General features: G+C 73.5%; 26 protein-coding genes and 1 pseudogene. 20 read left to right on the forward strand and 7 right to left on the reverse strand.

What is annotated here, in order from left to right:
• The first annotated feature begins 3 nt into the window (after nucleotides 1–3).
• From DQ240_RS10800 to DQ240_RS10880, 18 genes and pseudogenes are all read left to right on the forward strand, one after another.
• The gene (locus tag DQ240_RS10800; protein ID WP_113839620.1) at nucleotides 4–1,251 is read left to right on the forward strand and encodes an acyl-CoA dehydrogenase family protein; all 1,248 of its coding nucleotides are present in this window, start codon (nucleotides 4–6) and stop codon (nucleotides 1,249–1,251) included.
• 70 nt (nucleotides 1,252–1,321) lie between these two features.
• Complete coding sequence (locus DQ240_RS10805; RefSeq protein WP_113839621.1) at nucleotides 1,322–2,821, forward strand: class I adenylate-forming enzyme family protein; 1,500 nt, start codon at nucleotides 1,322–1,324, stop codon at nucleotides 2,819–2,821.
• A gap of 352 nt (nucleotides 2,822–3,173) precedes the next feature.
• A complete protein-coding gene (locus tag DQ240_RS10810) occupies nucleotides 3,174–4,400 on the forward strand; it encodes a CaiB/BaiF CoA-transferase family protein (protein ID WP_199589238.1) in 1,227 nt (408 codons plus the stop codon).
• Nucleotides 4,397–5,233: an NAD(P)-dependent oxidoreductase gene (locus DQ240_RS10815; RefSeq protein ID WP_199589239.1), complete on the forward strand. Its 837-nt coding sequence runs from the start codon at nucleotides 4,397–4,399 to the stop codon at nucleotides 5,231–5,233. Before DQ240_RS10810 ends, DQ240_RS10815 begins: the two co-directional genes overlap by 4 nt.
• A gap of 91 nt (nucleotides 5,234–5,324) precedes the next feature.
• Nucleotides 5,325–6,452 (forward strand): amidohydrolase family protein, encoded by a 1,128-nt coding sequence (locus tag DQ240_RS10820; protein WP_113839623.1) that lies wholly within the window; start codon nucleotides 5,325–5,327, stop codon nucleotides 6,450–6,452.
• A gap of 16 nt (nucleotides 6,453–6,468) precedes the next feature.
• Nucleotides 6,469–6,945: pseudogene (locus tag DQ240_RS24255) on the forward strand (NAD(P)-dependent oxidoreductase); the annotation flags it as partial.
• Nucleotides 6,946–7,320 carry an NAD-binding protein gene (locus DQ240_RS24260; RefSeq protein ID WP_255410894.1) on the forward strand — a complete coding sequence of 125 codons (375 nt, stop codon included), beginning with the start codon at nucleotides 6,946–6,948 and terminating at the stop codon, nucleotides 7,318–7,320.
• A gap of 60 nt (nucleotides 7,321–7,380) precedes the next feature.
• Entirely contained in the window at nucleotides 7,381–8,856 is a 1,476-nt protein-coding gene (locus DQ240_RS10830; protein ID WP_113839625.1) for an aldehyde dehydrogenase family protein, read from the forward strand.
• 46 nt (nucleotides 8,857–8,902) lie between these two features.
• Nucleotides 8,903–9,763 (forward strand): mycofactocin-coupled SDR family oxidoreductase, encoded by an 861-nt coding sequence (locus DQ240_RS10835; protein WP_113839626.1) that lies wholly within the window; start codon nucleotides 8,903–8,905, stop codon nucleotides 9,761–9,763.
• A gap of 41 nt (nucleotides 9,764–9,804) precedes the next feature.
• Nucleotides 9,805–9,999 carry a ferredoxin gene (locus DQ240_RS10840; protein WP_113839627.1) on the forward strand — a complete coding sequence of 65 codons (195 nt, stop codon included), beginning with the start codon at nucleotides 9,805–9,807 and terminating at the stop codon, nucleotides 9,997–9,999.
• A gap of 22 nt (nucleotides 10,000–10,021) precedes the next feature.
• Complete coding sequence (locus tag DQ240_RS10845) at nucleotides 10,022–11,407, forward strand: cytochrome P450 (RefSeq protein WP_113839628.1); 1,386 nt, start codon at nucleotides 10,022–10,024, stop codon at nucleotides 11,405–11,407.
• A gap of 155 nt (nucleotides 11,408–11,562) precedes the next feature.
• Complete coding sequence (fdxA, locus tag DQ240_RS10850; protein ID WP_113839629.1) at nucleotides 11,563–11,892, forward strand: ferredoxin; 330 nt, start codon at nucleotides 11,563–11,565, stop codon at nucleotides 11,890–11,892.
• A 66-nt stretch (nucleotides 11,893–11,958) separates the two neighbouring features.
• Entirely contained in the window at nucleotides 11,959–13,614 is a 1,656-nt protein-coding gene (locus DQ240_RS10855) for an OB-fold domain-containing protein (RefSeq protein WP_113839630.1), read from the forward strand.
• Between the two features lie 100 nt (nucleotides 13,615–13,714).
• Nucleotides 13,715–15,166, forward strand: coding sequence for an NAD-dependent succinate-semialdehyde dehydrogenase (locus DQ240_RS10860; protein WP_113839631.1), 1,452 nt, complete (start codon nucleotides 13,715–13,717; stop codon nucleotides 15,164–15,166).
• A 113-nt stretch (nucleotides 15,167–15,279) separates the two neighbouring features.
• The gene (locus tag DQ240_RS10865) at nucleotides 15,280–15,588 is read left to right on the forward strand and encodes a hypothetical protein (protein ID WP_113839632.1); all 309 of its coding nucleotides are present in this window, start codon (nucleotides 15,280–15,282) and stop codon (nucleotides 15,586–15,588) included.
• A gap of 158 nt (nucleotides 15,589–15,746) precedes the next feature.
• Complete coding sequence (locus DQ240_RS10870; protein WP_199589240.1) at nucleotides 15,747–16,262, forward strand: DoxX family protein; 516 nt, start codon at nucleotides 15,747–15,749, stop codon at nucleotides 16,260–16,262.
• Nucleotides 16,263–16,273: 11 nt separating this feature from the next.
• Nucleotides 16,274–17,488, forward strand: a complete 1,215-nt coding sequence (locus DQ240_RS10875) for an NAD(P)/FAD-dependent oxidoreductase (protein ID WP_113839634.1) — start codon at nucleotides 16,274–16,276, stop codon at nucleotides 17,486–17,488.
• Between the two features lie 67 nt (nucleotides 17,489–17,555).
• Nucleotides 17,556–18,368, forward strand: coding sequence for a mycofactocin-coupled SDR family oxidoreductase (locus tag DQ240_RS10880; RefSeq protein WP_113839635.1), 813 nt, complete (start codon nucleotides 17,556–17,558; stop codon nucleotides 18,366–18,368).
• An 84-nt stretch (nucleotides 18,369–18,452) separates the two neighbouring features.
• Here DQ240_RS10880 and DQ240_RS10885 read toward each other — a convergent pair whose 3' ends face one another.
• From DQ240_RS10885 to DQ240_RS10910, 6 genes are all read right to left on the reverse strand, one after another.
• The gene (locus DQ240_RS10885; protein ID WP_113839636.1) at nucleotides 18,453–18,896 is read right to left on the reverse strand and encodes a MaoC/PaaZ C-terminal domain-containing protein; all 444 of its coding nucleotides are present in this window, start codon (nucleotides 18,894–18,896) and stop codon (nucleotides 18,453–18,455) included.
• A 22-nt stretch (nucleotides 18,897–18,918) separates the two neighbouring features.
• Complete coding sequence (locus DQ240_RS10890) at nucleotides 18,919–19,446, reverse strand: MaoC family dehydratase N-terminal domain-containing protein (protein ID WP_113839637.1); 528 nt, start codon at nucleotides 19,444–19,446, stop codon at nucleotides 18,919–18,921.
• Nucleotides 19,447–19,541: 95 nt separating this feature from the next.
• Entirely contained in the window at nucleotides 19,542–20,939 is a 1,398-nt protein-coding gene (locus DQ240_RS10895) for an amidohydrolase family protein (RefSeq protein ID WP_113839638.1), read from the reverse strand.
• Nucleotides 20,936–22,162 (reverse strand): CoA transferase, encoded by a 1,227-nt coding sequence (locus DQ240_RS10900; RefSeq protein WP_113839639.1) that lies wholly within the window; start codon nucleotides 22,160–22,162, stop codon nucleotides 20,936–20,938. The genes DQ240_RS10895 and DQ240_RS10900 overlap by 4 nt, the downstream gene beginning before the upstream one ends.
• Before the next feature lie 104 nt (nucleotides 22,163–22,266).
• On the reverse strand, nucleotides 22,267–22,614 hold the full coding sequence (locus DQ240_RS10905) for a helix-turn-helix transcriptional regulator (protein ID WP_199589241.1): 348 nt from the start codon (nucleotides 22,612–22,614) through the stop codon (nucleotides 22,267–22,269).
• Nucleotides 22,611–23,039, reverse strand: coding sequence for a putative quinol monooxygenase (locus DQ240_RS10910; protein WP_199589242.1), 429 nt, complete (start codon nucleotides 23,037–23,039; stop codon nucleotides 22,611–22,613). The genes DQ240_RS10905 and DQ240_RS10910 overlap by 4 nt, the downstream gene beginning before the upstream one ends.
• Nucleotides 23,040–23,246: 207 nt before the next feature.
• Between DQ240_RS10910 and mftD the strand changes: the two genes are divergently transcribed.
• Nucleotides 23,247–24,494: a pre-mycofactocin synthase MftD gene (mftD, locus tag DQ240_RS10915; protein WP_113839640.1), complete on the forward strand. Its 1,248-nt coding sequence runs from the start codon at nucleotides 23,247–23,249 to the stop codon at nucleotides 24,492–24,494.
• Nucleotides 24,495–24,545: 51 nt separating this feature from the next.
• On the opposite strand, the gene DQ240_RS10920 is transcribed toward mftD, so the two are convergent.
• Nucleotides 24,546–25,643, reverse strand: a complete 1,098-nt coding sequence (locus DQ240_RS10920) for an enoyl-CoA hydratase/isomerase family protein (protein WP_199589243.1) — start codon at nucleotides 25,641–25,643, stop codon at nucleotides 24,546–24,548.
• Between the two features lie 158 nt (nucleotides 25,644–25,801).
• On the opposite strand from DQ240_RS10920, the gene DQ240_RS10925 reads away from it, so the two are divergent.
• A complete protein-coding gene (locus tag DQ240_RS10925) occupies nucleotides 25,802–26,971 on the forward strand; it encodes a thiolase family protein (protein WP_113839641.1) in 1,170 nt (389 codons plus the stop codon).
• Nucleotides 26,972–26,989: the final 18 nt, after the last annotated feature.

A 26,989-nucleotide genomic window follows, 5' to 3' on the forward strand; every position in this document is an offset into this window, starting at 1 on the left:
CCGATGACGACCGCCGAGACGGAGAGCGTCGAGTCGTTCCGGGCGCGGGCCCGGACGTGGCTCGCCGAGAACATGCCGCGCCTGGACCCCGACCTGCCGCCGCCCGCGCTGGGCGACGACGACGAGGAGTGGGTGCGCGCCCGGGAGTTGCAGAAGATCCTGTACGCCGGTGGCTTCGCCGGGATCTGCTTCCCGCAGGAGTACGGCGGCCTGGGCCTGACCCTGGCGCACCAGAAGGCGTTCACGCAGGAGACGGCCGGCTACGAGATGCCGGTGCAGCTCAACATCCCCACGTTCAGCATCGTCGCCGCGACGATCCTCGACATGGGCACCGAGGAGCAGAAGCGCGAGCGGATCAGCGCCGCCATCCGCGGTGACGAGGTCTTCTGCCAGTTCCTCTCGGAGCCCAGCGGCGGCTCCGACCTGGCCGGCCTGCTCACCCGGGCCGAGCTCGACGGCGACACCTGGATCCTCAACGGGCAGAAGACCTGGAGCACCTCGGCCTACGCCGCGGACTGGGGCCTGTGCCTGGCCCGCACCAACTGGGACGTCCCCAAGCACCGCGGGCTGACGATGTTCCTGGTCCCCACGACGGCCCCCGGCCTGCACATGAACCGGGTCAAGATGGTCAACGGCTCCCGCGAGTTCTGCGAGGAGTTCTTCACCGACGTGCAGCTCCCCGCGTCGGCCGTCGTCGGTGAGGTCAACGACGGCTGGGCCGTCGCCTCCCGGCAGCTGTTCCACGAGCGCAACGCCGTCGGCGGCGGGTCCCCGTACGTCAGCGGCCTCGCCGGACGGCCCCGCGCCCTCGGCGGCCAGTCGCCGTTCACCATCGCCCGCGCGACCGGCCGCGCCGCCGAACCCGGCGTCCGCGAGCGGGTGGGGGAGTGGCTGGCCGTGGAGACCGTGCAGAACCAGATGGTCGCCCGGGTCAGCCGGGCCATCGGCACCGGTGCCCTCCCGGCGCCGGCCGCCTCACTGCTGCGGCTGTTCCACGCCGAGGCGATGCAGCGCGGCACCGACCTCGCGATGGACGTCGCGGGCGCGCAGGTCGCCGCGGGCGTCGGCACCGAGGAGGGCGTCACGGGCCGTGCCGGGGTGGCCTACCTCAGCCGTCAGGGCGCCAGCCTCGGCGGTGGCAGCAGCGAGATGGCGCGCAACCAGATCAGCGAGCGGCTGCTCGGCATGCCGCGCGAGCCCGCCGCCGACCGCGACGTCCCCTTCAACCAGGTCAAGCGCGGACGGTCGTGACCGGCACGTCGCCGCCGCGCACCGGCACCCATCCGACAGCCTCGTCCCCGCAGAACACCCGGAGTCCCCGATGAACCTCGCGATGATCCTCGACATGGTGGCCGACGGGATGCCCGACCGCGTCCTCATCGGCAACCGGGAGGACGGCCTGACCGGGACGACGCTGCGCGCCAAGGCGACCGCCGGTGCCGCCCACGTGGCCTCCCTCGGGGCCGACCGGCTGGTCTACCTCGGCCCGAACGGTGCGGCCTTCCCGGTCGCGCTGTTCGCCGCCACGCTCGCCGGCGTGCCGTTCCTCCCGCTGAACTACCGGCTCGGCGAGGAGCAGCTCACCGAGGTCATGAGCCGTCAGACGGCGCCGCTCGTGGTCACCGACACCCCCGAGCGCGTGCCCGGTGCCCGCACCATCGGCATCGAGGAGTTCGCCTCCCTGCCGGCCGTGGACGCCGCGCCGCTGCAGGCGTACGAGATCGACTCCGAGTCCGTCGCCGTCCTGCTGATGACCAGCGGGACGACGGCCGCGCCGAAGAGCGCGGTGCTGCGGCACAGCAACCTCACGGCCTACCTGTTCGGGTCGGTGGAGTTCGCGTCCGTGGACGAGACCGACGCGACCCTGGTCAGCGTCCCGCCCTACCACATCGCCGCGGTCGCCAACTGCCTGTCGAACCTCTACGCCGGCCGCCGGGTCGTCTACCTCGACGTCTTCACCCCCGGCGACTGGCTCGACGTCGTCGAGGAGCAGGGCATCACGCACGCCATGGTCGTGCCCACCATGCTGGCCCGGATCGTGGCCGAGCTGGAGTCCCGCGGCACCGAGGGGCCGGCGTCACTGCGCTCGGTCTCCTACGGCGGGGCCAAGATCGCCGCCGAGATCATCGAGAAGGCGCTCGGCCTGTTCCCGCAGACGGGGTTCGTCAACGCCTACGGCCTGACCGAGACCGCCTCCTCCATCGCCGTGCTCGGCCCCGACGACCACCGCGAGGCCGTCGCCTCCGACGACCCGGCGGTGCGCGCCCGGCTCGGGTCGGTCGGCCGGGCGCTGCCGTCGGTCGAGATCGAGGTGCACGACGACGAGGGGAACGTCTGCGCCCCCGGCGTGGTCGGCGACATCGTCGTCCGTGGACCGCAGGTCGCCGGCGAGTACCTCGAGCAGGGCAGCAAGGTGCAGTCCGACGGCTGGTTCCCGACCCGCGACCGCGGCTACGTCGACGACGCCGGCTTCATCTTCGTCCGCGGCCGCTCCGACGACACGATCATCCGCGGCGGGGAGAACATCGCCCCGGCCGAGATCGAGGACGTCCTGGGCCGGCACCCGGCGGTGCTGGAGGCCGTCGTCGCTGGGGTGCCCGACGTCGAGTGGGGCCAGGTGATCGGTGCCTTCGTGCTGCTGCGCCCGGGTGCGCAGGTCGACGAGGACGAGCTGCGCCAGTGGGTGCGCGAGCGGCTGCGCGGCTCGAAGACCCCCGACCGCGTGGTGTTCGTCGACGAGTTCCCCACCACGCCCACCGGCAAGGTCGTCCGTCGCGAGCTGGTGGCCCTCGTGAGCGAGCCGAGCGCTCAGCCCGCCTGAGGGAGGACCTCGCCACCGGCCGGCTGCCGGCGGCTCGACCGCACCGCGGTCGCGCTGCGGGGGCCGGCCGGTCGTCGTTCCCGGTCATCCGTCGCGGGACCCGTACGGCCTGGTCAGGGTGCCGTCGCGCGGTCCGGACGCCCACCCGGGGGAACTGTGAGCCAGGACGCATCCGGCCCTTGAGTTCGACACTTCGATGGATATACTCCCTTTTGACTCAGGCGTGAGGGAGGTCTCGATGACCTGCGCGGACGCACGGCTCGCGAGGGCCGGACGGATGCCCCGACTCACCTGACCGCCCGGCGGGTCCTGCCGGGCGGTTCCCCCTGTCGAGAAGCTGAGGTTGCATCGCGTGTTGAGACCGATGGAAGGCGTCCGGGTCCTCGAGGTCGCCCAGTTCACCTTCGTGCCCTCCGCCGGCGCCGTGCTCGCCGACTGGGGCGCGGACGTCATCAAGATCGAGCACGCGGAGCGGGGTGACGCGCAGCGCGGCCTGGTCAAGGCGCTGGGTCACGACGTCACCGGCAAGAACAGCTTCGCGCCGATCATGGACGGTCCCAACCGCGGCAAGCGCAGCCTCGGCATCTCCCTGGAGAAGCCCGAGGCCCGTGCGGTGCTCGAGGAGCTCATCAAGAGCAGCGACGTCTTCCTGACGAACTTCCTGCCCGAGGCGCGGCGCAAGCTGGGCATCGACGTCGAGGACGTGCGGAAGATCAACCCCAAGATCATCTACGCGGTCGGCTCGGCCTTCGGCTACGCCGGCCCCGAGGCCGAGCAGGGTGGCTACGACGGCACGGCCTTCTGGGCCCGCGCCGGCGGTGCCGACACCTGCACCCCGCCCGGCTACGACGGCCTGATCCAGCAGCCCGGTGGCGCCTACGGCGACAACATCGGCGGCATGACGATCGCCGGCGGGATCTCGGCGGCGCTGTTCGCCCGCGAGCGCACCGGCGAGGCGGCCACGGTCGACATCTCGCTGCTCGGCGTCGGCGCCTGGGCGGGCCAGATGAACATCGGCCTCGCACTGATGGCGGGCGGCCCGCTGCCGAAGTTCGACCCCAAGGCGGGCAACATCTCCAACCCGCTCACCGGCACCTACAAGACCAAGGACGACCGCTACCTGTCCCTGGTCATGCTGCAGCCCGGTCGGTACTGGCCCGACTTCGTCACGAAGGTCGGTCACCCGGAGCTGGCCACCGACGAGCGGTTCGACACGGCCGAGAAGCTGATGCAGAACTCGAAGGTCGCCGGGGAGATCGTCGCCGAGATCATCGCGTCGAAGACCAAGGACGAGTGGCTGCCCGCCTTCCAGCAGATGGAGGGCCAGTGGGCGGTCGTGCAGAACACCTACGAGGTCGGCAACGACCCGCAGCTGGTCGCGACCGGCAACGTCGCCGACGTCACCGACGCCGAGGGCAACCCGCGCAAGCTGATCACCAACCCGGTGCACTTCAACCGGGAGGCCCCGAAGCTGACCCGCGGCCCGCTCTTCGCCGAGCACACCGACGAGATCCTGGCCGAGCTGGGGCTCTCCGACGAGGAGGCCCTGCAGCTGAAGATCGCCGGCGCCGTCACGTGACCGCCCCCACCGCCGACCGGGTCGGCTTCATCGGCCTGGGCAGCCAGGGCGGCCCGATGGCCCGCCGGATCGTCGAGGACGGCATCCCGACCGTCCTGTGGGCCCGCCGGCAGGAGACGCTGGACGCCTACTCCGACACCGCCGCCGAGTACGCGTCGTCCCCGGCCGAGCTCGGTTCGCGGGTGGACGTGGCCTGCGTCTGCGTGGTGGACGACGCCGGTGTCGAGGAGGTCGTCGCCGGGCCCGACGGGCTGCTGTCGACCATGGCCTCCGGCGGGGTCGTGGTCATCCACAGCACCGTGCACCCGGACACCTGCCGGCGGCTGGCCGAGCAGGCGCGGGCGCGGGGCATCGCGCTCGTCGACGCCCCGGTCAGCGGCGGTGGCATGGCCGCGGAGGCCCGCAAGCTGCTGGTCATGGTCGGCGGGGACGCCGAGACCCTCGAGCGGGTCCGGCCGGTGTTCGCCACCTACGCCGACCCGATCGTGCACCTGGGTCCGGTCGGCGCCGGCCAGCGCGCGAAGTTGATCAACAACCTGATGCTCACGGCCAACCTCGGCGTCCTGGAGAGCGCGTACGCGCTGGCCAAGGCGCTGGAGGTCGACCCCGGGCAGCTGAGCACCGTGCTGAGCCACGGCAGCGGCAACAGCTTCGCGGTCAACGTCCTCCGGACCCCGGACTTCGTCCTCGGCCCGCTGGGCGCGATGGCCGGCCCGCTCCTGCAGAAGGACGCCCGGCTGGTCGTCGACCTCGCCACGGCCGCGGGGGCGGAGCCCGGCACGGTCCTCGTCGCCGCCGACGCGGCGCTGGACTCCATGGGTTGCCAGCGGTGACCTGCACGACCCCGGAGGAGGAGCCGGCCGGGTCCGCCCGGCCGGCTCCCCGCCACCGCTCCACCCGCTCCTCGATCCTGGGGGACTGACGATGCTGCCCGACGACACGAAGGTCGTCTCCGCCGACGACCACGTCGTCGAGCACCCCCGTGTGTGGCTGGACCGGCTGCCGCTGCGCTACCGCGAGGTGGCCCCGCAGGTCGACCGCGGCGCCGACGGCCGGGACGTCTGGCTCCTCGAGGGGGAGCCGGTCACCGACTTCGGCCTGGACGTCGTCGCCGGCGAGGACCCGCGGGAGATCGACCTCGGCCCGCGCGGCTACCGGGACATGCGCCCCGGCTGCCACGACATCGCCGAGCGGATCCGGGACATGGACGCCGACGGCGTGTGGGCGCAGCTGTGCTTCCCCACCCTGGCCGGCGCCGCGGGCACGACCTTCTCCCGGGCCCGCGACCCCGAACTCGGCGCGGCGTGCGTGCGCGCCTACAACGACTTCGTCCTCGACGAGTGGTGCGACCACGCCCCCGACCGGCAGATCCCGCTCGTGCTGACGCCGTTCTGGGACGTGCCGGCCGCGGTGGCCGAGGTCGAGCGGACGGCGGCGCGGGGTGCGCGCTCGGTCAGCCTGCCCGAGGCCCCGCACCGACTGGGCCTGCCCTCGTACAGCACCGACCACTGGGACCCGCTGCTGCGCGTGTGCGAGGAGGCCGGGCTCCCGGTCTCGATGAACCTCGCCTCCTGCGGCGCCCCGCAGGGGGTCGCCCGGGACGCCGACGCGTTCGTCAGCATCGCGCTGTTCGGGGTCAGCTCCGTCGTCGCGTGCGTCGAGCTGCTGATGTCGCCGGTGTTCCACCGGTTCCCGCAGCTGCAGGTGGTGCTGTCCGAGGCGGGGATCGGCTGGATCCCCTACGTCCTCGAACGGACCGACTACTCCTGGGAGCGGCACCGCTTCTGGTGCGGCGTGGACGCCGAGCGCCGGCCGTCGGAGCTCTTCCGCGACCACGTCTACGGCTGCTTCACCTCCGACCAGGCCGGCATCGACCAGCGGTACGCCATCGGCGTCGAGCAGATCCTCTTCGCCGGCGACTACCCGCACGCCGACTCCAACTGGCCGCACACCCGCAAGGTCCTGGCGGAGCAGCTGGTCGACGTCCCCGACCACGAGGCCCGGCTGATCGCGGAGGTCAACGCCCGCCGCCTCTTCCGCTTCCCCGCCTGACCCACCCCCACTTCGAGGAGCACGCGTGAAGCTCGGTTTCATCGGCGCCGGCCGCATCGGCCGGCCCATGATCGGCCGGCTGGTCGGCGCCGGTCACCAGGTGCAGGTCCTGGACCGGTCCGAGGCCGCGCGCGAGGCCGTGGCCGCGCTCGGCGCCACCCCCGTCGAGGACGTCGCCGCGGTGGCGCGGGGCGCGCAGGCCGTCCTGCTGTGCCCCTACAGCGACACCCAGGTCCGCGAGATCGCCGTCGACGGCGACCTGGTCGACCACTTGGAGCCCGGCACGCTGATCGTCGTCCACACGACGGGCAGCCCGCTGACGGCCACGGCGATCGCCGAACGCGGCCGGGCCAAGGACGTCGAGGTGGTGGACGCCCCCATCAGCGGCGGGCCGCACGACATCGAGGCCGGCGCCGTGACCCTGTACACCGGGGCGACCGAGGCGGGTCTTGAGCGGGCCCGTCCGGTGCTGTCGGCCTACGGCGAGCCGATCGTGCACCTGGGCACGACCGGTGCCGGCCAGCAGGTGAAGCTGCTGAACAACGCCGTCTTCGCGGCCAACATCGGGATCATCGCCGAGGCCGTCCGCCTCGCCGGCGAGCTGGGCCTCGACGAGGCGGCGGTGCTGCGCGGCATCACCAACGGCAGCGGCACCAGCAGGGCGCTGGCCGGAGCCGCCCACGCCGGGTCGATCGCCACCTTCGGCAAGGCGGTCGGCGAGTTCGTCGGCAAGGACGTCGCCGTGGTCAAGCAGGTCGCCGCGCAGCTCGGCGTCGACCTCGGCGAGATGAACGGCCCCCACCAGGTGCTCGCCGACCTGCTGCTCCCCGAGCACCGCGCCCTCCTGCTCGCCGACGCGAGCGCCTGACCCGCACCGTCCACCCGTCGCGGCACCGTCGCCGCGACACCTCTGGAGGAGGAGACCGACATGGCCAGCACCGGGACCTACGCCGTGGACCGCATGCTCGTCGACGGCGAGCTCGTGCCCGCCGGGACGGGCCGGACGTTCGACAACGTGAACCCCGCGACCGAGGAGGTCATCGGCTCGGTCCCCGACGCCGACGCCACCGACGTCGAGCGGGCGATCGGTGCGGCCCGGCGCGCGTTCGACACCACCGACTGGTCGACGAACACGGAGCTGCGCCGGCGCTGCCTCGTCCAGCTGCGGGACGCGCTGCGCGCCGAGGTGGAGACCCTCCGCGGGCAGGTGGTCGCCGAGACGGGCTCGCCGGTGATGCTCACCCAGGGCATCCAGCTCGAGGCGCCGATCGGCTTCTTCGACCACTACATCGACATGCTCGAGACCTACGAGTTCGAGCGGCCGGTCCCGACCAAGGAACTGATGGGCACGCGGGTCGACCGGGTCATCCGGCGCGAGGCGGCGGGCGTCGTCGCAGCGATCACGCCGTGGAACTACCCCTTCTACCTGAACATCTGCAAGATCGCGGGGGCGCTGGCCGCCGGCTGCACCGTCGTGCTCAAGCCGGCCCCGGACACCCCGTGGAGCGCCCTGGCGATCGGCGCCATCGCCGCCGAGCACACCGACATCCCGGCCGGCGTGCTCAACGTCGTCACCACCAGCGACAACTCGGTCGCCGAGATCCTGGCCACCCACCCCGACGTCGACCAGGTGACCCTCACCGGCTCCACCGCGACCGGCCGCAAGGTCATGGCCGCGGCCGCCGCCACGGTCAAGCGGGTCACCCTCGAGCTCGGTGGCAAGTCCGCCGCGATCCTGCTCGAGGACGCCGACTTCCCGGCGATCATCCCGATGATGGCCGGCGGGGTGTGCGCGCACGCCGGGCAGGGCTGCGCCCAGCTGACCCGCATGCTGGTGCCGCGCGCCCGCTACGAGGAGGCGATCGCGATCGCCGCCGCGGTCATGCCGCACATCCCGTGGGGCGACCCGACCGAGCCCGGCACCGTCATGGGTCCCGTGGTCAACGCCCGGCAGCGCGACAGCATCATGCGCTACATCCAGTCGGCCAAGGACGAGGGCGGCCGCATCGCCTACGGCGGGGAGCCGCTGGACCGCGACCGGGGCTACTTCGTCCCGCCGACCCTCATCGCCGACGTCGACCCGAAGTCCACGGTCGCGCAGGAGGAGATCTTCGGCCCGGTCCTCGTCGTGCTGCCCTACGACGACGAGGAGGACGCGATCCGGATCGCCGACAGCACGATCTTCGGCCTCTCCGGCGCCGTCTACAGCGCCGACCCCGAGCGCGCCCTGCGCGTGGCCCGCCGGCTGCGCACCGGCACGGTCGGCGTCAACGGCGCGCAGTGGTTCGACGTCCAGTCCCCCTTCGGCGGCTACAAGCAGAGCGGCCTCGGCCGCGAGTGGGGCGCCGAGGGTCTCGAGGACTTCCTCGAGGTCAAGACCATCGCCTTCCCCGCGGTCGACTGACCGCAGGGCCAGCAGACCGATCAGAACGAGAACAGGAGACATCCCAGTGGGACGTGTTGAGGGCAAGGTCGCTTTCGTCACCGGTGCCGCCCGCGGCCAGGGTCGCAGCCACGCGGTGCGACTGGCGGAGGAGGGTGCCGACATCATCGCGGTCGACATCTGCAAGGACATCGCGACCAACGAGTACGCGCTGTCCACGCCGGACGACCTGAAGGAGACCGCCCGGCTCGTCGAGGCGCACGACCGCCGCATCGTCACCGTCGAGGCCGACGTCCGGGAGCGCAGCCAGCTGGCCGCCGCCCTCGAGCAGGGCATCGCGGAGCTGGGCAAGGTCGACGTCGTCGTCGCCAACGCCGGCATCATGCCGCTGGGCGGCGAGCCCAAGCTGCAGGCCTGGACCGACGTCGTGGACACCAACTTCCTGGGTGTCGTCAACGCCGTCCACGCCGCGCTGCCGCACCTGCCCGACGGCGCCTCGATCATCGCGACCGGCTCGGCCGCGGCCTTCATGACCGGTGCGGGCATCGCGCAGGCCGGCGAGAACCCCGGCGGCGCCGGCTACAGCTACGCCAAGCTGCAGCTGTCGGAGTTCATGCACGAGATCGCGCGCAACGTCGCCCCGCGGATGATCCGCGCCAACGTCGTGCACCCGACCAACTGCAACACGAACATGCTGAACAGCGCCCCGATGTACCGGGCGTTCCGGCCGGACCTGGAGAACCCCACCCGCGAGGACGCCCTGCTGGCCTTCCCGGCCCAGCAGCTGCTCCCGGTGCCCTACGTCGAGCCGATCGACATCAGCAACGCGGTGCTCTTCCTCGCCTCGGACGAGTCGCGCTACGTGACCGGTCTCCAGCTGCGGGTGGACGCCGGCTCCTACCTGAAGTTCCACGACTTCCACGTCTGACCCCTTCCTGACCGCACGTCCGAACCGCGAGGAGTACCCCCATGAAGGTCCGTGTCGACAGCGAGATCTGCCAGGGCCACACCCTGTGCGCCATGACGGCGCCCAACCTGTTCGCGCTGAGCGACGAGGACGGCCACGCCTGGGCGATCAACGAGGACGTCCCCGCCGGGCAGGAGGACCTCGCCCGCGAGGCCGCCCGCTCGTGTCCCGAGCAGGCCATCGTCATCACCGAGTGACGGCGGCGGGGAGGGCAGGCCGATGAGCATCGACGAGACGACCACCGCGCGCGCCGACGACGCCGCGCGCAAGGAGGGGCGGCGCATCGTCCTGGACCGGCACGGTCCGGAGTACCGGACCGAGTTCGTCGACTGGGCGCAGCGTCTGCACGCCGGGCCGCGGATCGCGTGGAACGACACCCACGGTGGTTACTGGTTCGTCAACGGCAACCAGGAGCTGTTCGACGTGGCCCGCCGGTCGGACGTGCTGTCCAACGACCACGACATCCACAACCGGCGGCGCGGGTACAAGGGGATCAACATCCCCCCGCCCGAGGGCAACAGCGGGACCATCGGCGGGTTCCTCGAGATGGACCCGCCGCGCCAGCGGTACTACCGCAACGCGCTGAACCCCTACCTGTCGCCGGCGGCGGTGGCGCGGTGGCAGCCGGTGCTCGACGAGATCACCCGGGCCGCGATCGACGAGAGGATCGAGAGCGGCTCCATCGACTTCGTCGAGGACCTGGCGAACATCGTCCCGGCGGTGCTCACCATGGCACTGCTGGGCCTGCCGCTGGAGGACTGGGTCGTCTACAACGAGCCGGCGCACGCCAGCGTCTACACGCCCATCCACTCGCCCGACTACCCGCGCGTCCGCGAGCTGTCGATGCAGATGGGGATGTCGCTGTTCGGGCGGATCCAGGAGGCCCGGACCAACCCGCGTCCGGGCCTGCTGAGCGCGATCATGAACGCCGACCTCGGGGGCGAGCGACCCGAGGACGACCTCGAGATCGTCGGTGTGGTCATGCTGCTGATCGGCGGTGGCTTCGACACCACCACCGCGCTCACGGCCCACGCCCTCGAGTGGCTGGGGGAGCACCCCGACCAGCGCGAGCGGCTGCACCGGGAGTGGGACACCCTGCGCGACAGCGCGACCGAGGAGTTCCTGCGCTACTACACGCCGGCGCAGGGCGACGGTCGCACGGTGTCCGACGACGTCGAGATCGACGGCGTCCAGTTCCGCGAGGGTGACCGGCTGTGGCTGTCCTGGGCCATGGCCAACCGGGACGAGCAGGTGTTCCCGGACCCGCACGAGATCAAGCTGGACCGCACGGGCAACCGGCACGCCAGCTTCGGCCTCGGGGTCCACCGGTGCATCGGCTCGAACGTCGCCCGCGCCGGCTTCAAGACGATGACCAAGGCCGTCCTCGACCGGATGCCGGACTACGTGTGCGACCCCGCGGGGACGGTGCACTACGAGACGACCCAGGTCATCAACGGCATGCGGCACCTGCCGGCCACCTTCACCCCCGGGCAGCGCCAGGGCCCGGGGCTGGAGGAGACCATCGCGAACCTGCAGCGGGTCGTCGACGAGCAGCGTCTCGCCGAGCCGATCACCGTCCGCAAGGAGCGCGCACAGCTCGGCTGAAGCCGAGTCCGACGCGGGGCCGGGCCCGGGGGAGGAGTTCCCCCGGGCCCGGTCGCCGCGCCGACACCCATCGAACACGGCCTCGTCCAGAGGCTCATCCCGAGCGTGCGAGGGGTGAGGAGGACGAGGTCCTCCTACTCAGCTGGAGCACTCCCATGACCTACGTGATCGCCGAGCCCTGCGTCGACGTCCTCGACCGTTCCTGCGTGGACGCCTGTCCCGTCGACTGCATCTACGAGGGCGGCCGGATGGCGTTCATCCAGCCCGAGGAGTGCGTGGACTGCGGCGCCTGCGTGCAGGTGTGCCCGGTCGAGGCCATCTACTACGAGGACGACCTCCCGGAGGAGTGGGCCACGTACACGGCGTTCAACGCCGCCTTCTTCACCGGCGTGGGCGCGCCGGGCGGCTCGGTGAACCTCCCCAAGGGCACGGTGCCCGACCTGGCCGAGGTCACCGCACTGCCGCCCCGGCCGGCCGAGGACTGATCCCCGGCGGCGGCCCCCACCGCCGTCCCCCGAGCACCGACCGCGAGGAAAGAGAGAGGACGTCCGATGGCGCTGCTGCCGCTGGTGCTGCCCTGGAACGAGTTCTACTGGAAGTCCGGGGCCGACGGACGGCTGCGGATCCAGGAGTGCTCCTCCTGCTCCGGCCTGATCCACCCACCGAAGCCGATCTGCCCCTCCTGCCGGAGCACCGACCTGGCCGTGCGCGAGGTGTCCGGCCGCGGCACGCTCTTCGGGCTCACGGTGAACCACCACTATCCGTTCCCCGGGGTGAGCAACCCGTTCCCGATCGCCCAGGTGTCCCTCGAGGAGGACCCGCAGGTCAAGCTGACCACGCGGATCGTCGAGGCCGAGCCCGACACCCTGCGCCTGGGCATGGCGGTGGAGGTCGTCTTCCAGCAGGAGGAGGACGTCTGGCTGCCGCTGTTCCGGCCCGCCGCCGAGCAGCCCGCCGAGCCGGCGCCGCTGGCCGAGGACGAGGTGACCGCCGAGCAGGTGCGCTCCCTGGTGCGCCCGCGGCTGGGCACGCGCAAGTTCGAGGACGACGCCGTCCTCTCCGGCATCGGCGCCTCCACGATCGCCCGCCGCCAGATGGTCGACCCGCTGAGCCTGACCATCGAGGCCTGCCGGCAGGCGGTGGCCGACGCGGGCCTCACGATGGACGACATCGACGGGCTGTCCACCTACCCCGGGGGTGGGATGGAGAGCGGCTTCAGCGAGGGCGGCGTGACCGCCCTCGAGGCGGCGCTGCGGATCCGGCCCACCTGGTACAACGGCGGCGGCGAGACCTTCGGCCCGGGCGGCTCGGTGATCGCCGCGATGACCGCGGTCTCGGCCGGGCTGGCCCGCCACGTGCTGTGCTTCCGCACGCTGTGGCAGTCCAGCCAGGAGACCCTCATGCGCACCGGCTACCTGAAGCCGGGCATGGGGCGGATGAGCGGCGACATGGGCTGGGGCATGCCGTTCGGCGCCACGTCCGCCGCGCACCTGCTCGCGCAGACCGCCGGCCGGTACATGCACAAGTACGGCGCGACCCGCGAGACCCTGGGCTGGATCGCGCTCAACCAGCGGGCCAACGCCGCGCTCAACCCGGCCGCGGTCTACCGGGACCCGATGACGATGGACGACTACCTGGGTGCCCGGCTGACCACCACGCCGTTCGGGCTCTACGACAACGACGTCCCGGTCGACGGGGCCATCGCGGTGATCGTCTCCGCGGCCGACGCCGTCGGAGACCTGGCGAAGCCGCCGGTGCGCGTGGAGGCGGTCGGCACCCAGCTCATCGAGCGCATGGAGTGGGACCAGAGCACCTCCACCCACGAGCCGCAGGTCTTCGGCCCGGCGGCGCACCTGTGGACGCGGACCGACCTGCGCCCGGACGACGTCGACGTGGCGCTGCTCTACGACGGCTTCACCTTCAACTGTCTGTCCTGGCTCGAGGGCCTGGGCTTCTGCGGCGTCGGCGAGGCCAAGGACTTCCTCGAGGGCGGGAAGAACATCGCCCGCGACGGGATCCTGCCGCTGAACACCCACGGCGGTCAGCTGTCCCACGGCCGCACCCACGGCATGGGCCTCGTGCACGAGGCGGTGGTCCAGCTCCGCGGCGAGGGCGGCGAGCGGCAGGTGGACGGCGCCCGCGTCGCCGTCGTCAGCAGCGGCGGGCTGACCCCCAGCGGCGTCCTGCTCCTGCGCGCCGACACCTGAGGGAGGACCCCGCTGCCCGCCGGTCGGGCTATCGACCGGGGGGCGGTGGGGCCGTATGCTCCCCGATGATGTGATGCCTTTGAAAACATGGATGGGTGGCATGGCGCACGACGGGGACACGCTCTTCATCGACGGGAAGTGGCTCCCGGCGGACGACGGCCGCACGTTCGACGTCACCGACCCGAGCAACGGCCGGGTCATCGGCCGGGCCGCCGACGCGGGGGCGGCCGAGGCCGACCGTGCCATCGCCGCTGCCGATGCCGCCTTCGCCTCGTGGAGCCGGACCACCGCCTACCAGCGTGCCGAGGTGCTCTGGACCGCCCACCGGCTGATGACCGAGCGGGCCGAGGAGCTCGCCGCGCTCATGACCGCCGAGCAGGGCAAGCCGCTCAAGGCCGCCCGCAACGAGGTGCGCTACGCCGCGGACTTCCTCAGCTGGTTCGCCGAGGAGGCCAAGCGCGTCTACGGCAGCACCATCCCCTCGTCGCGCCCCGAGCAGCGGCTGATGGTGATGCACCAGCCGGTCGGTGTGGTCGCCGGCATCACGCCGTGGAACTACCCGATCTCGATGATCACCCGCAAGGTCGCCCCGGCCATCGCCGCCGGTTGCACCATCGTGCTGAAGCCGGCCGAGCAGACCCCCCTGTGCGCCGTCGCCGTCTTCGACGTCCTGGCCGAGGCGGGCCTGCCCGGCGGCGTGGCGAACCTCGTCACCACCAGCCGCCCGGCCGCGGTGGGGGACCGGCTGCTGGACTCCCCGGTGGTGCGCAAGCTGACCTTCACCGGCTCCACCGAGGTGGGCAAGGCGCTGGCGGCGCGGGCGGCGGCGACCATGAAGCGCGTCTCCATGGAGCTCGGCGGCCACGCCCCGATGATCGTGTTCGACGATGCCGACCCCGTGCACGCGGCCAAGGGCGCGGCCCTGGTCAAGTTCCTCAACACCGGCCAGGCGTGCATCAGCCCCAACCGGATCTACGTGCAACGCGGCATCTTCGACACCTTCGCCGAGGCGCTCGTCGCGCGGGTCGCCGCGCTCAAGGTCGGCGCCGGCACGGTCGAGGGGGTGGGCATCGGCCCGCTGGTCGACGAGGCCGCCGTCGACAAGGTGGCCCGGCAGGTCGACGACGCGGTCGCCAAGGGCGCCCGGCTGCTGTCCGGCGGCAACCGGCTCGCCGAGGGCGAGTTCGCCGACGGCCGGTTCTTCGCCCCCACCGTGGTCGCCGACGTCGACGAGTCCATGGTCATCTACCGCGAGGAGACCTTCGGGCCCGTGGCGGCGCTCATCCCGTTCGACGACGAGGACGAGGCGGTCCAGCGGGCCAACGACACCGAGTACGGGCTGGCGTCCTACGTCTACACCCAGGACCTCGGCCGCGCGGTGCGGGTCTCGGAGGCGCTGCGGTTCGGCATCGTCGGGGTCAACGACATCAACCCGACGGCCGCGGCCGCGCCCTTCGGCGGGGTCGGGGTCAGCGGGTTGGGCCGCGAGGGCGGCGCGGAGGGCATCGACGAGTACCTCGACGTCAAGCTCGTGGGGCTCGTCGTCCCCTGAGGAACGGTCCCGGGACGGGACACACAGACCGACGTCGTGGACGTCGCCCGGCGGTGCCGACCCGCGAGTCCGCCGCCGGGGCAGCAGTGGCACACCGAACGAGGAGTGGGTTGATGAAGCTGAAGGTCGGACAGACGCTGAGCAGCGCGGTCGACACGACGTCGCTGGTGGTGGTGCGGGCTCCGGAGGACGACGTGACCATCACCTGCGGTGGCGCGCCGATGACCGGCCCGGGCGAGGCGCCCGCCGCCGGCGCCACCGCCGAGGGCGAGGCCGGCAACGGCGTGCTCATGGGCAAGCGCTACGCGGACGAGGCCCTGGGCCTGGAGCTGCTGTGCGTGAAGCCGGGCGACTACGCCGTCGCCGTCAACGGCACCCCGCTGGCCCAGAAGACGGCCCAGCCGCTGCCCGCCTCCGACTGAGCCCTGCGGCGGGACCCCTCCCGGATCGCGAGGGGTCCCGCCGCGGCCGATCGGGCGCGGTCGCCGCGCACCGACGGCGTCGCCGACGCCGCAGTACACCAACGATGTCGACGGCCGGGGCCCCCGCGGGGCGACCGGTCGCGGAGAGGGAGGGTCCGGTGGCCCGCAAGGACAGGACAGGCAGCACCGGCGTCGGAGTGGCCCGGTTCCTGCTGCGCACCGCGGTGGGCGGCACGATGATCGCCCACGGCGTGAAGCACGGCCGCACGCTGAAGGGCACCGCGGGCTGGTTCGGCTCCATCGGCTTCAAGCAGCCGATGCTGCAGGCCCGCACCAGCGCGGTCGTCGAGATCGGCTCGGGTGCCGCGCTGGTCGCCGGTGCCGCCACGCCACTGGCGGCCTCGGCCGTCGTCGGCACCCTCGCGGTGGCCGCGCGCTCGGTGCACATCCCCAACGGCTTCTGGATCACCTCCGAGGGCTGGGAGTACGTCGCCAACCTCTCGGTGGCCTCGGTCGCCCTCGCGGCGCTGGGTCCCGGCGGCTGGAGCGTCGACCGCGCGCTGGGTACGGACCGGTTCTCCGGCCCCCGCGCGGCGCTGTTCGCCGCCGGGCTCGGCATCGGCGGCGCCGCGGCCCAGCTCGCCACCTTCTGGCGCAAGCCGGTCGCGGCCTGAGGCGCCCGGCGATGTCGCAGATCCCCGAGCACGTCGTCGTCGTCGGTGCCGGCCTGGGCGGCCTGCGCACCGTCGAGGCGCTGCGCGCCCGCGGGCACGCCGGCCGCATCACCCTGGTCGGCGCGGAGGTGCACCTGCCCTACGACCGGCCCCCGCTGTCGAAGCAGATCCTCAACGGCACGTGGGAGCCGACGAAGGCCACGTTCAAGGACGCCGAGGCCCTCGCCGCGCTCGACGTGACGACGGTGTTCGGGACGCGCGCGGTGGGCCTGAACGGCACCACCGTCGAGCTCGAGGACGGCACCTCGCTCGCCGGCGACGTCGTCGTCCTCGCCACCGGCGTCACCGCCCGCACGCTGCCGGACCAGCCGGCCGGTGTCGTCACCCTGCGCACCCTCGACGACGCCATCGCGCTGCGCGGCGCCTTCGACCAGCTGCAGTCGCTGCTCGTCGTGGGTGCCGGGTTCATCGGCGCGGAGGTCGCCTGCGCCGCCCACGCCAAGGACGTGCAGGTGACGGTGCTCGAGGCCCTGCCCGTCCCCGTGGAGCGGGCGCTGGGCCGGGAGGTCGGTGCGCTGGCCGCCCGCCTGTTCACCGAGGCCGGCATCGACCTGCGCTGCGACACCCGCATCGCCCGGTTCGTCGACGAGCGCACGGTGGAGCTCTCCGACGGCACCACCCTGGGCGCCGACCTGGTGCTCGTGGGCATCGGCTCGCTGCCCGACGTCAGCTGGCTCGACGCGGCCGGCCTCGACACCCAGGACGGCGTCGCCTGCGACGCGAACGGCCGCGTCCTCGGTACCAGCGGCGTCTGGGCGCTCGGCGACATCGCCGCCTGGTGGGACGCCTCCCGCAACCGGTTCCACCGCAACGAGCACTGGACCACCACGGTGGACCAGTCGGCCGTCATCGCCTGCGACATCCTCGGTGAGCAGCCGCCGCCCCCGGCCGTGCCCTACGTCTGGTCCGACCAGTTCGGGATGAAGATCCAGACCTTCGGCCGCACGGACCTGGCCGAGGAGGTCGTGCAGCTGCACGGCACCGGTATGGACGGCGGCCCGGTCAAGGGCACCGTCGTCGGCTACTTCGCCGGCGGCGTGCTCGTGGGGGTCGTCGGCTTCGGAGCCCCGGCGAAGCTGGTCCGCTACCGCGCGATGATCGCCGAGGGCGCCTCGCGGGAGAGCGTGCTGGCCCAGTCCGATGCGGCGACCGCGGTCAACGGCTGAAGAAGGACCCCCTCTGCCGCGGCCGGATCGTCCGGCCGCGGCCACCGGACCACGACAGGAGAACTGCATGACCGCCAACAGGCTCGCCGGCAAGGTCGCGCTCATCACGGGCGCCGCCCGCGGCCAGGGCCGGGCGCACGCCGTCCGGCTGGCGTCCGAGGGTGCCGACATCATCGCCCTCGACAACTGCGTCACCGCGCAGACCACCGACTACGCCGGTCCGACCGAGGAGGACCTCGCCGAGACCGTCCGCCTGGTCGAGGCGCAGGACCGCCGGATCGTCTCGCGCAAGGTGGACATCCGTGACCTGCCGGCACTGGAGCAGCTGGTCCAGGACGGCGTCGCGGAGCTCGGCCGGCTCGACATCGTGGTCGCCAACGCGGGCATCTGCCCGGCCAACTGGTCGTGGGAGATCCCCGTCGAGCAGTGGCAGGAGACGATCGACGTCAACCTGACCGGCACCTTCTACACGATGAAGGCGACCATCCCGACGCTGATCCAGCAGGGGACCGGTGGATCGATCATCATCACCAGCTCCGTCGCCGGCCTCCGCGGGCTGCCGTTCCTCGCCCACTACGCGGCGAGCAAGCACGGCGTCGTCGGCATGGCGAAGTCGATGGCCAACGAGCTCGGCCAGCACAACATCCGGGTCAACACCGTGCACCCGCACGGCGTGCAGACTGGCATGCAGCCGGCCCGGATGAGCGAGCTCATCACCGAGAACGCGCACACGCTCGGCCCGATCTTCATGGGCACGCTGCCGGACTTCATCTCGCAGCCGGAGGACATCGCGGCCGCGGTCGCGTTCCTGGCCTCGGACGACGCGCGGCACATCACCGGCGTCCAGCTGCCGGTCGACCTCGGCACCCTCATCCGGTAAGGACCTCGCTGCCCCCCACGCCTCGCACGCTCGGCGCGGGCCCCTGCACCGAGGCCGGGGCGTGGGGGGTCCTCGAGGTCCGGCTCAGTTCCCGGGGTGGAGGCGGACCCGCGCGGTACCGGGCGCGGTCCGGGTGCCGGTCTGGTTCTCGCTCCACAGCTCCAGCTCGAGCAGCGTGCTGCCGTCGTCGGCGGTGCTGCGCCCGGTGACCGTGCCGGTGATCGTGATGGTGTCGGTCTTGAGCGCAGGCTGCTTGAACCGGCACTCGAGGTGCTCGAGCAGGCCGCGGTCGCCGACCCACTGCTCGACGGCGCAGTGCATCCACGCCCAGATGAGGTTGCCCATGCCGATGGCGCCCGGCATGCCCGCGGCCCGGCCGGCCTCGTCGTCCATGTGGATGTCGACGAACTCGTAGTTGACGGCGGCGTAGCGGTTCCAGGCGTGGAAGCCGGCCGGACGGGTGAACGGCGGGATCGCCGCCCCGACCTCGAACTCCCCGGCGGGCGCCTCCGTGGTGGCGTCGGTCATCGGTGCTCCTCGGTCGGCGCGGTCAGTAGCGGATGAGGGCCATGCGGGCGGTCTTGATCTCCTCGCCCGCCTGGTTGGTCCACGTGGTGGCGTTGTGGGTGACGAGCATGGCGCCGAGGCGGCTCTCCTTCTCCTCGTAGCGCTCGATCACCGTCGAGGAACGGATGACGTCGCCCGGCCGGATGCGGACGCCGGTGTAGTCCACCGACAGCCCGCCGTTGAGGGCCCGGAAGAGGTCCGGCGGCTGCACGCCCAGGTTGTGCTCCATCGCGCCGACCGCCGTGTACTTCGGGTCGACCTCGATCTGCCGGGCGTTGGGCTCGCGGTGCGCCACGGCCCACGCGAAGACGCTGATGTCCAAGGGGGCCACGAGTCGGCCCTCCGCCTCCGCGGCCGGGTCGAGGTAGTGCGCGGGCGGCTGCTCCGGGTGGTAGACCGCGATCGCCCAGCGCCGGATGTCCGACGCCGTGACGGGATAGGACTCCATGACGCCGAAGGGCTGCCCGACGATCGCTGCCATGTCCGGGCGGACCAGTCCGAGCTCGCTCACGGGTGCTCCTCTCGCGGGCCGCTCCGACGGCGACGCCACCACGTCGGAACATACATGTGGAACTGTCGATGCAGACAGGCACTCCTGAGCGTCGTTCAGGAGGCGTGCGCGGTCCTCCCGGCCACCGCGACGAGGCGCACCCGCTCGGCGGCGGGGGCGTCCAGGACGTCGTCGGGCGTGCCGGTCAGCAGCACGAGGTCGGCTCCCGCACCCACCGCCACGGACCGGGGCGCACCCCCCGGGTCGGCCGGCGGGGCCAGGTACCCGGCCAGCGCGGCGGCGGCGCCGAGCCGCTCGGCCGGTGCCACCACCGCGCCGGAGCGCGTGCGCCGGTCCACCGCGGCGGCGATGACCCGCCACGGGTCCAGCGGGCCGTACGGGGCGTCGCTGGAGAGGGCGAGCGGGACGCCGGCCGCGGCGAGCGAGGCGGCGCGGTAGAGGTCGTCGTGGTCGGCGGCCGGCACGTCGCGCAGGTAGTCGTCGCCCCGGTCGGCGAGGAAGCCCGGCTGGGTGACCACCCGCAGGCCACGCCGGGCGAGGTCGGCCACGACGTCGGCCGGGACCAGCGCGCCGTGCTCGATGCGGTCACCGGCCCGGCCCCCGGCGACGTCGAGGGCGGCCAGGAGCAGCGCCAGCGCCTCGCGGCTCACGACGTGCACCGCGACCGGCCGGCCGGCGGCGTGGGCGGCCCGGATGCGCTCGACGAGGGGATCGAACTCCGGCAGTCCCGAGTCGGCCAGCACGATCTTCAGCGGCCCCGCCGTGAGCCCGGCCGGGAGGTCCGCGTCCAGGGGCGCGCCGAGCAGGTGGACCGACGGGAGGAGCGTCCCGTCCGCGCGGGCGGCGGCCAGCGCGGCCACCGACGCCGGGGAGAGGTCGGGCGTCGCGTCGGTGACGGCGGTGATGCCGAGGGCGGTCAGCCGGCGGCCGACCGCGTCCAGCGCCGGCGGGCCGTCGGCGCCGAGCCGGTCGCGCAGCCAGTCGTCGGCGCGCCACAGCCGACCGGTGGGGCGCCCGCCCGCGTCGCGCTCGACCCCGGGGTGGGTCGCCGCGGCGAGGTCGAGGAGGGCGGCCCCGGCGGAGTTGACCGTCCACAGCGCGCCGCTGCGGTGCTGGAGCCGCACGGGGCGACCGGCGTGCAGCCGGTCCAGGCCGGCGGCGTCCAGGTCCCATGCGACCGACTCCACGTACCCGGTGCCGCGCACCCAGCCGTCGGCGCCCGGCCGCGCCGCTGCCAGTGCGCGGCGGAGGGCGTCGGGCCCGTCCACCGCCGGCGGACCGCAGGCCACCGACCGCTCGGCGGCGGCCATCGCGTGCAGGTGCAGGTGGTGGTCGACCAGCCCCGGCACCAGCGTGCCGCCGGCACCGGGGACGACGTCCTCGCCGGCGCCGTCCAGGCCCGGACCCACCTCGACGACCCGGTCGCCGCGCACCCGGACGTCGACCCGCCGCCCGTCCAGCAGGGTGACCTCGCGGAACAGCAGCCCGCTCACGCGATCCCCAGCTCCGCCAGCACCGCGGTGGTGTCCGCGCCGGCCTCCGGTGCCTGCCCGGCGACCGTGCGCGGCTGCGGGTCGGCGACCGGCACGGGACCGCTGGCGCTGTCGAGCACCCACCCGTCGCCGGAGCGGCGGGCGGCCGGGGAGGGCCCGGTGAGCTCGCGGTCGAGCGTGGCGGCGACGACGTCGGCCATGGCGACGTCCCAGAGCACGCCGGAGCCGTCCGCGGGGGCGGTCATCGCCAGCGCGGCGGCGGTGAGGCCGGTCAGCGGGTCGGCGATCGCGTCGCCGACGAACACCGGGTCCCCGTCGGCGTCGCGGGCCACCAGCCCGGCGCCGGCCGCGACGTCGTCCCCGAAGCCGACCCGGCCCGAGGAGCGCCCGCCGGCGGTCAGCGACACCCAGGTGGTCCCCGCGGCGACGGCGGCCTCGGCGTCGAGCCCGAAGCCGGCGAGGGCGCGGGGCCGGGACCCCTCGATCACGATGTCGGCGGCGTCGACCAGGGCGGCCATCGCGGCGCGGCCGCGGGGGGTGGACGGGTCGAGCAGCACCGAACGGTGCCCGGCGTGCAGGAGCCGGTAGAACGCCGCGTTCCCGCGGCGGGCGCCGTCGAGCCGGTCCGGGACCTCGACCTTGACCACCCGGGCACCGGCGAGGCCGAGCAGCGAGGCGGCCAGCGGTCCGGCCCACAACGCGCTGAAGTCGACGACGAGCAGTCCCTCCACCGACCGCGGCGGGTGGCGGGGGAGGGGCGGTGGCGCGACGTCCGGCGGGCGCACCGGGGCGGCGGCCACGCCCAGCAGCTCGGCGCGGGCGGCCAGCTCGGCGCCCGTCCGGTGCCGCAGCCACCCCGCGACCGCCGGCCAGGGGTCCCCGCCGACCTCCTGCTCGACCAGGGCGCCGAGGAGCGGCGGGTCGGACGGGCGGGCGGAGGAGACCGCCGCCCAGCCGTCGAGGGTGGGCAGGAGCCGGCAGCTGCCCCCGGCGGAGACCCGGCCCGCGCGGGGTGAGCCGGTGAGCGCGGCGCGCTCGGACAGCAGCCGGGCGCCGTCGAGCACCACGGGGTGCGCGGTGCCGGACGTGGTCGCCGCGATGCCGTCGGCGAGCTCGCGGGCCACGGTCGCCGCCCGGCCCGGGGGGAGCAGCGGCGGCCCGTCGGCGGCACCGGTCAGGGCGACGACCCCGCTCGCCGCCCAGTCGGTTCCGCGGTCGGACACGGCGTGGCTCCCGGTGCGGCTCGGTGGTGAGGTCGAGGCGGACGCTAGTGCGCGGCACGGCCGACGGCGCCAGGACCTGTCCTGGTGGTGACGAGGGACCTGCGCTACGTCGTGCGCGGATCGCTCGCCCGGGGCTCCGCGGCGTCGATGTTGGCGAGCACGGAGGCGAGGAGGCCCGGGAAGCGGTCCTCGAGCTCTTCGGCGCGCAGTGCCGCGTACTGCTGACTGCCCCGCTGAGTGCGCCGGAGGATGCCGCTCTCCCGGAGTGCCCGGAAGTGGTGCGAGGCGTTGGACTTGCTCAGCCCGAGCCCGGCGTAGACCAGCGAGCACTGGCACTCTCCGAGCTCGTGCATCGTCCGGACCATGTGCAGGCGGACCGGGTCGGCGAACCCGTGCAGGACCGCCGCGATGCCGACCTGGTCGAGGTCCGGGTGCAGGACGTCCCGGGTCACGGCGTCTGCGCGGTGAAGACCTGCTTGCTCAGCAGGACGTCGACCTTCTGCACGTGCGCGGGTGCGGCGAGGATGTCGTTCATGCGGTCGAGGTCGCGGAAGATGTCGCCGCCTCCGCCCGCCACGTGCGCTCGTCGCCCGGCCAGGTCGGGGAACACCTCGAAGATCGCGAACGTGGTCGCCGAGTGCTGGACGGCGTACCAGGGACCGGTGGCCGGCTCCTCCTGCACGCACGCGAGGATGTCGGCCAGCATCGTGCGCACCTCGTCGGTCTTGCCGGGGCGCGCCTCGATGAGGATGTAGAACGCCTTCGTCCCGTCGTCTCCGTCGTGACCGGTCATCACGACGCCGCGGTGGCGCCCGTCGGCGTTCGCGCCGCCGGGTGTCTCTCGGTCGTCACCGGACCGGTCGGACCGTGTGGCCATGGGAGCTCCGTTCCGCGATGAGTTCGACAGTCATTGAACCACTGATCCGGCTCGACGTCGGGCCCCGGAGGCGCGATCGCCTCTCGGACGACCCTCTCGGGAGGTGTGCGTCACTCGCGGCTCTGGACGCGGGGGGTCGGCATCTCTACCGTGGCACTCAGTGCCATCCGACCGGGAGAGGTCGGGACCGACCGACAGGGGTGTGCAGTGGGCAAGTGGTTCGAGACGGTGGCGGAGGCCCAGCGGCGGGCGAAGCGCCGGCTGCCCAAGGGTGTCTACGGCGCCCTGGTCGCGGGGTCGGAGAAGGGCCTGACGGCCGCCGACAACCTGGCGGCGTTCGACGAGCTCGGGTTCGCCCCGCACTCGGCCGGCCTGGCCAACGCCAAGCAGATGGCCACCACCGTGATGGGCCAGGAGATCTCCCTGCCGGTGATGATCAGCCCGACCGGCGTCCAGGCGGTGCACCCCGACGGCGAGGTCGCCGTCGCCCGCGCGGCCGCCGCCCGCGGCACCGCGATGGGGCTGTCGTCGATGGCCAGCAAGCCGATGGAGGAGGTCATCGCGGCGAACCCGAAGACCTTCTTCCAGCTCTACTGGGTCGGTGACCGGGACACCATGGCCGCCAAGGTAGAGCGGGCCAAGCGGGCCGGCGCCGCGGGCCTGATCGCCACGCTGGACTGGTCGTTCTCCTACGGTCGGGACTGGGGCAGCCCCTTCATCCCCGAGAAGATCAACTTCGAGGCGATGCGCCGCTACGCCCCGCAGGTCGCCCTCAAGCCGGCCTGGCTGCTCGACTTCGTCAAGACGGGGAAGATCCCCGACCTGACCGTGCCGAACATGGTCGCCACCCCCGGGGACCCGGCGCCGACGTTCTTCGGCGCGTACGGCCAGTGGATGCAGTCGCCCATGCCGACCTGGGAGGACGTGGCCTGGCTGCGCAGCCTGTGGCCGGAGGCGCCGTTCATGCTCAAGGGCGTCATGCGGGTGGACGACGCCAAGCGCGCCATCGACGCCGGTGCCACCGCCATCTCCGTGTCCAACCACGGGGGCAACAACCTCGACGGGACGCCGGCCTCGATCCGCGCGCTGCCGGTGATCGCGGAGGCCGTCGGGGACCAGGTCGAGGTGCTCCTCGACGGCGGCATCCGCCGCGGCTCCGACGTCGCCAAGGCCCTGGCCCTCGGCGCCCGGGCCGTGATGATCGGCCGCGCCTACCTGTGGGGCCTGGCGGCCAACGGGCAGGCCGGTGTCGAGAACGTCCTGGACCTGATGCGCGACGGGCTCGGCTCGGCGCTCCTGGGTCTCGGTCACCCCTCGATCGCCGACCTGTCGCGCGAGGACCTGGTCATCCCGGCCGGGTTCGAGCGGCGCCTCGGCGAGGACTCCTCGAGCGAGGGGACCGCGGGCACGCCGGCCGGCCGGGCGCGGCAGACGGAGAAGCCCTCCCCGCGCTGAGCGGTCGAGGACGGCGGCGGCACCGGATCCCGGTGCCGCCGCCGTCGTCGTTCAGAAGGGGACGGGGACGGCGTCGAGCACCTCGTCGACCAGGCCCCAGGCCCGGGCGGTGGCAGCATCCACCCGCGAGCCGGTCAGGCCCAGCCACGCCGCCCGCCAGCGTCCGGCCCGGCGCACGATGCTCACCGTGCCCCCGGCGCCCGGGATGAGCCCCATGGCCAGCTCCGGCAGCCCCAGGAGGGTGTCCGGCGCGGCGAGCACCCGCCCGGCGAAGCAGGGCAGCTCGAACCCCGCGCCCAGGCAGGTGCCGTGCACCCGCACCGTCACCCGGTCACGGATCCGGTGGACCGCCTCGGCGACGCTGGCCCCCAGCCGCACGACGTGCGCCCGCGCCGGGTCCGGCGCCGAGCCGAACTCGTCGAGGTCGCCCCCGGCGGAGAACGCCGGGCCGGCCCCGGTGATCTCGACCAGCAGGTGGGGGTCCCACTCGGCGGGGGCGAGCGCGGCGAGCAGCGCGTCGCGCATGGCGGCGTCGACGGCGTTGCGGCGGGCCGGCCGGTCGAGCCGCACGTGCAGCACGTCGCCCACCCGCTGCGAGACGACCCGGCGGCTGCGGTCGTCCGGCTCGCGGGCCGGCCCCCGGGCATCGAGCCAGCCGGCGAACTCGGGGCCGGCGAGCAGCGTGGAGTAGGCCGCCGACTCCGCGGTCAGCGCGGCCGGGACCGGCAGCCCGGCGCTCTGCCGGAGCAGCCAGACGTAGGTCAGGGCGGCCAGCGGGGTGGCCGCGAAACGGTCGCCCAGGCCGGCGAGGGCCGCGTGGAGGTCCGGGACGGCGACCGTGCGCGCGTCGGCCGAGTCCGGGTTCGCGGTGAGCCCGAGGTCGACGGCCTGGGCCAGCTCGCCGGGGACCCGCTCCCGGCCCGTGGCGACGGCGACCGTGCAGCGACGGCTCCCGCGCAGCGCCGTGACCGCCCGGCGACGGGCCGGCGCGGACAGCTCGGCGAACTCCCGTGCGTCGACGACCAGCAGCGGCTCGACCGGGCGGCCGGTCCCGTCGAGCACCAGGGGAGGGGGCGGCATCTCGGCGAGGTCGGCGGCCGGAAGCGTCGGCACTCCGGTCGGGACCCCGACCGGGTCGCTGGCCTGCATCTCGGACTCCCTCGGATCGGCGGGGCGGCGGCCGTGCACGAGGCCGTCGGGGCGACCTCCTTGTTGCGTACCGTAAGCCGTTCTACATTGCGAGACGGGCTCCGGGACGTCCGCCGGTTCCCCATCGACCTGTTCCCCCGAGTACATCGAGGTGCCCCATGCCCGAGGCCGTCATCGTCAGTGCCGCCCGAACCGCGATCGGGACGGCCCGCAAGGGCACCCTCGCCGACACCACGGCGGAGGAGATGGCGCAGGTCGTCCTCACCGCGAACCTCGAGCGCGCCGGCATCGACCCGCAGCTGGTCGACGACGTCATCCTGGCCGAGTCGCTGTACGGCGGCGGCGCGGTCGCCCGCTACGTCGCCATCGAGGCCGGGCTGGACCACGTCCCCGGCCTGGCGATCAACCGGCACTGCGCCGGCAGCCTGACCTCGGTCGCCATCGCCGCCGGGTCCATCCGGTCCGGCATGGACCGCGCGATCGTGGCCGGCGGCGTCCAGGCGTCGTCGCTGTCGCCGCGCTTCTCCCGCCGCGCGCCCGGCACCGAGGACGTCGTGGACTGGTTCCCGCCGATCCACAAGGACGCCCCCGACGCGCCCAGCAAGGACATGTCGATCACGGTCGGCTGGAACACCGCGGTCGAGGCCGGTCTCACCCGCGAGGACATGGACGCCTGGGCGCTGCGCTCCCACCAGCGTGCCGTCGAGGCCATCGACGCGGGCCTGCTCGTCGAGGAGATCGTGCCGATCAAGGCGCTGCAGAAGGACGGCAGCTACGTCGACTTCTCCGTCGACGAGCACCCCCGCCGCGGCACCACCATGGAGAAGCTCGCCGCGCTGAAGGTGCTGCACCCGGAGATCGAGGGCTTCTCCATCACCGCCGGCAACGCCAGCGGCGTCAACGACGCGGCGGCCGCGCTGACCCTGGCCAGCGACGAGTTGGCCCGCAGCGAGGGCCTCCCGGTCCTCGCCACCGTCAAGGCGTGGGCGGCGACCGGCACCAACCCGCGCCGGACGGGCATGGCGCCCCTGGACGGCATCCCGAAGGTCCTCGAGCGCGCCGGGCTGTCGGTGTCCGACATCGCGCTCTGGGAGATCAACGAGGCCTTCGCCTCCGTGCCCGTCGCCGCCTGCAAGCTGCTCGGCATCGACGAGGAGAAGGTCAACATCCACGGCAGCGGCTGCAGCCTGGGCCACCCGATCTCGGCCTCCGGCGCCCGGATGCTGACCACGCTGGTCAACGACCTGCGCCGGATCGGCGGTGGCTACGGCATCGCGACGATGTGCGCCGGCGGCGGCATGTCCGGCGCCGTGCTGATCCACGTCTGAGGAACGACCCCCACAGCC

Origin of the sequence: Blastococcus sp. TF02A-26 (assembly GCF_003319125.1) — a bacterium.
GTDB lineage: Bacteria > Actinomycetota > Actinomycetes > Mycobacteriales > Geodermatophilaceae > Trujillonella.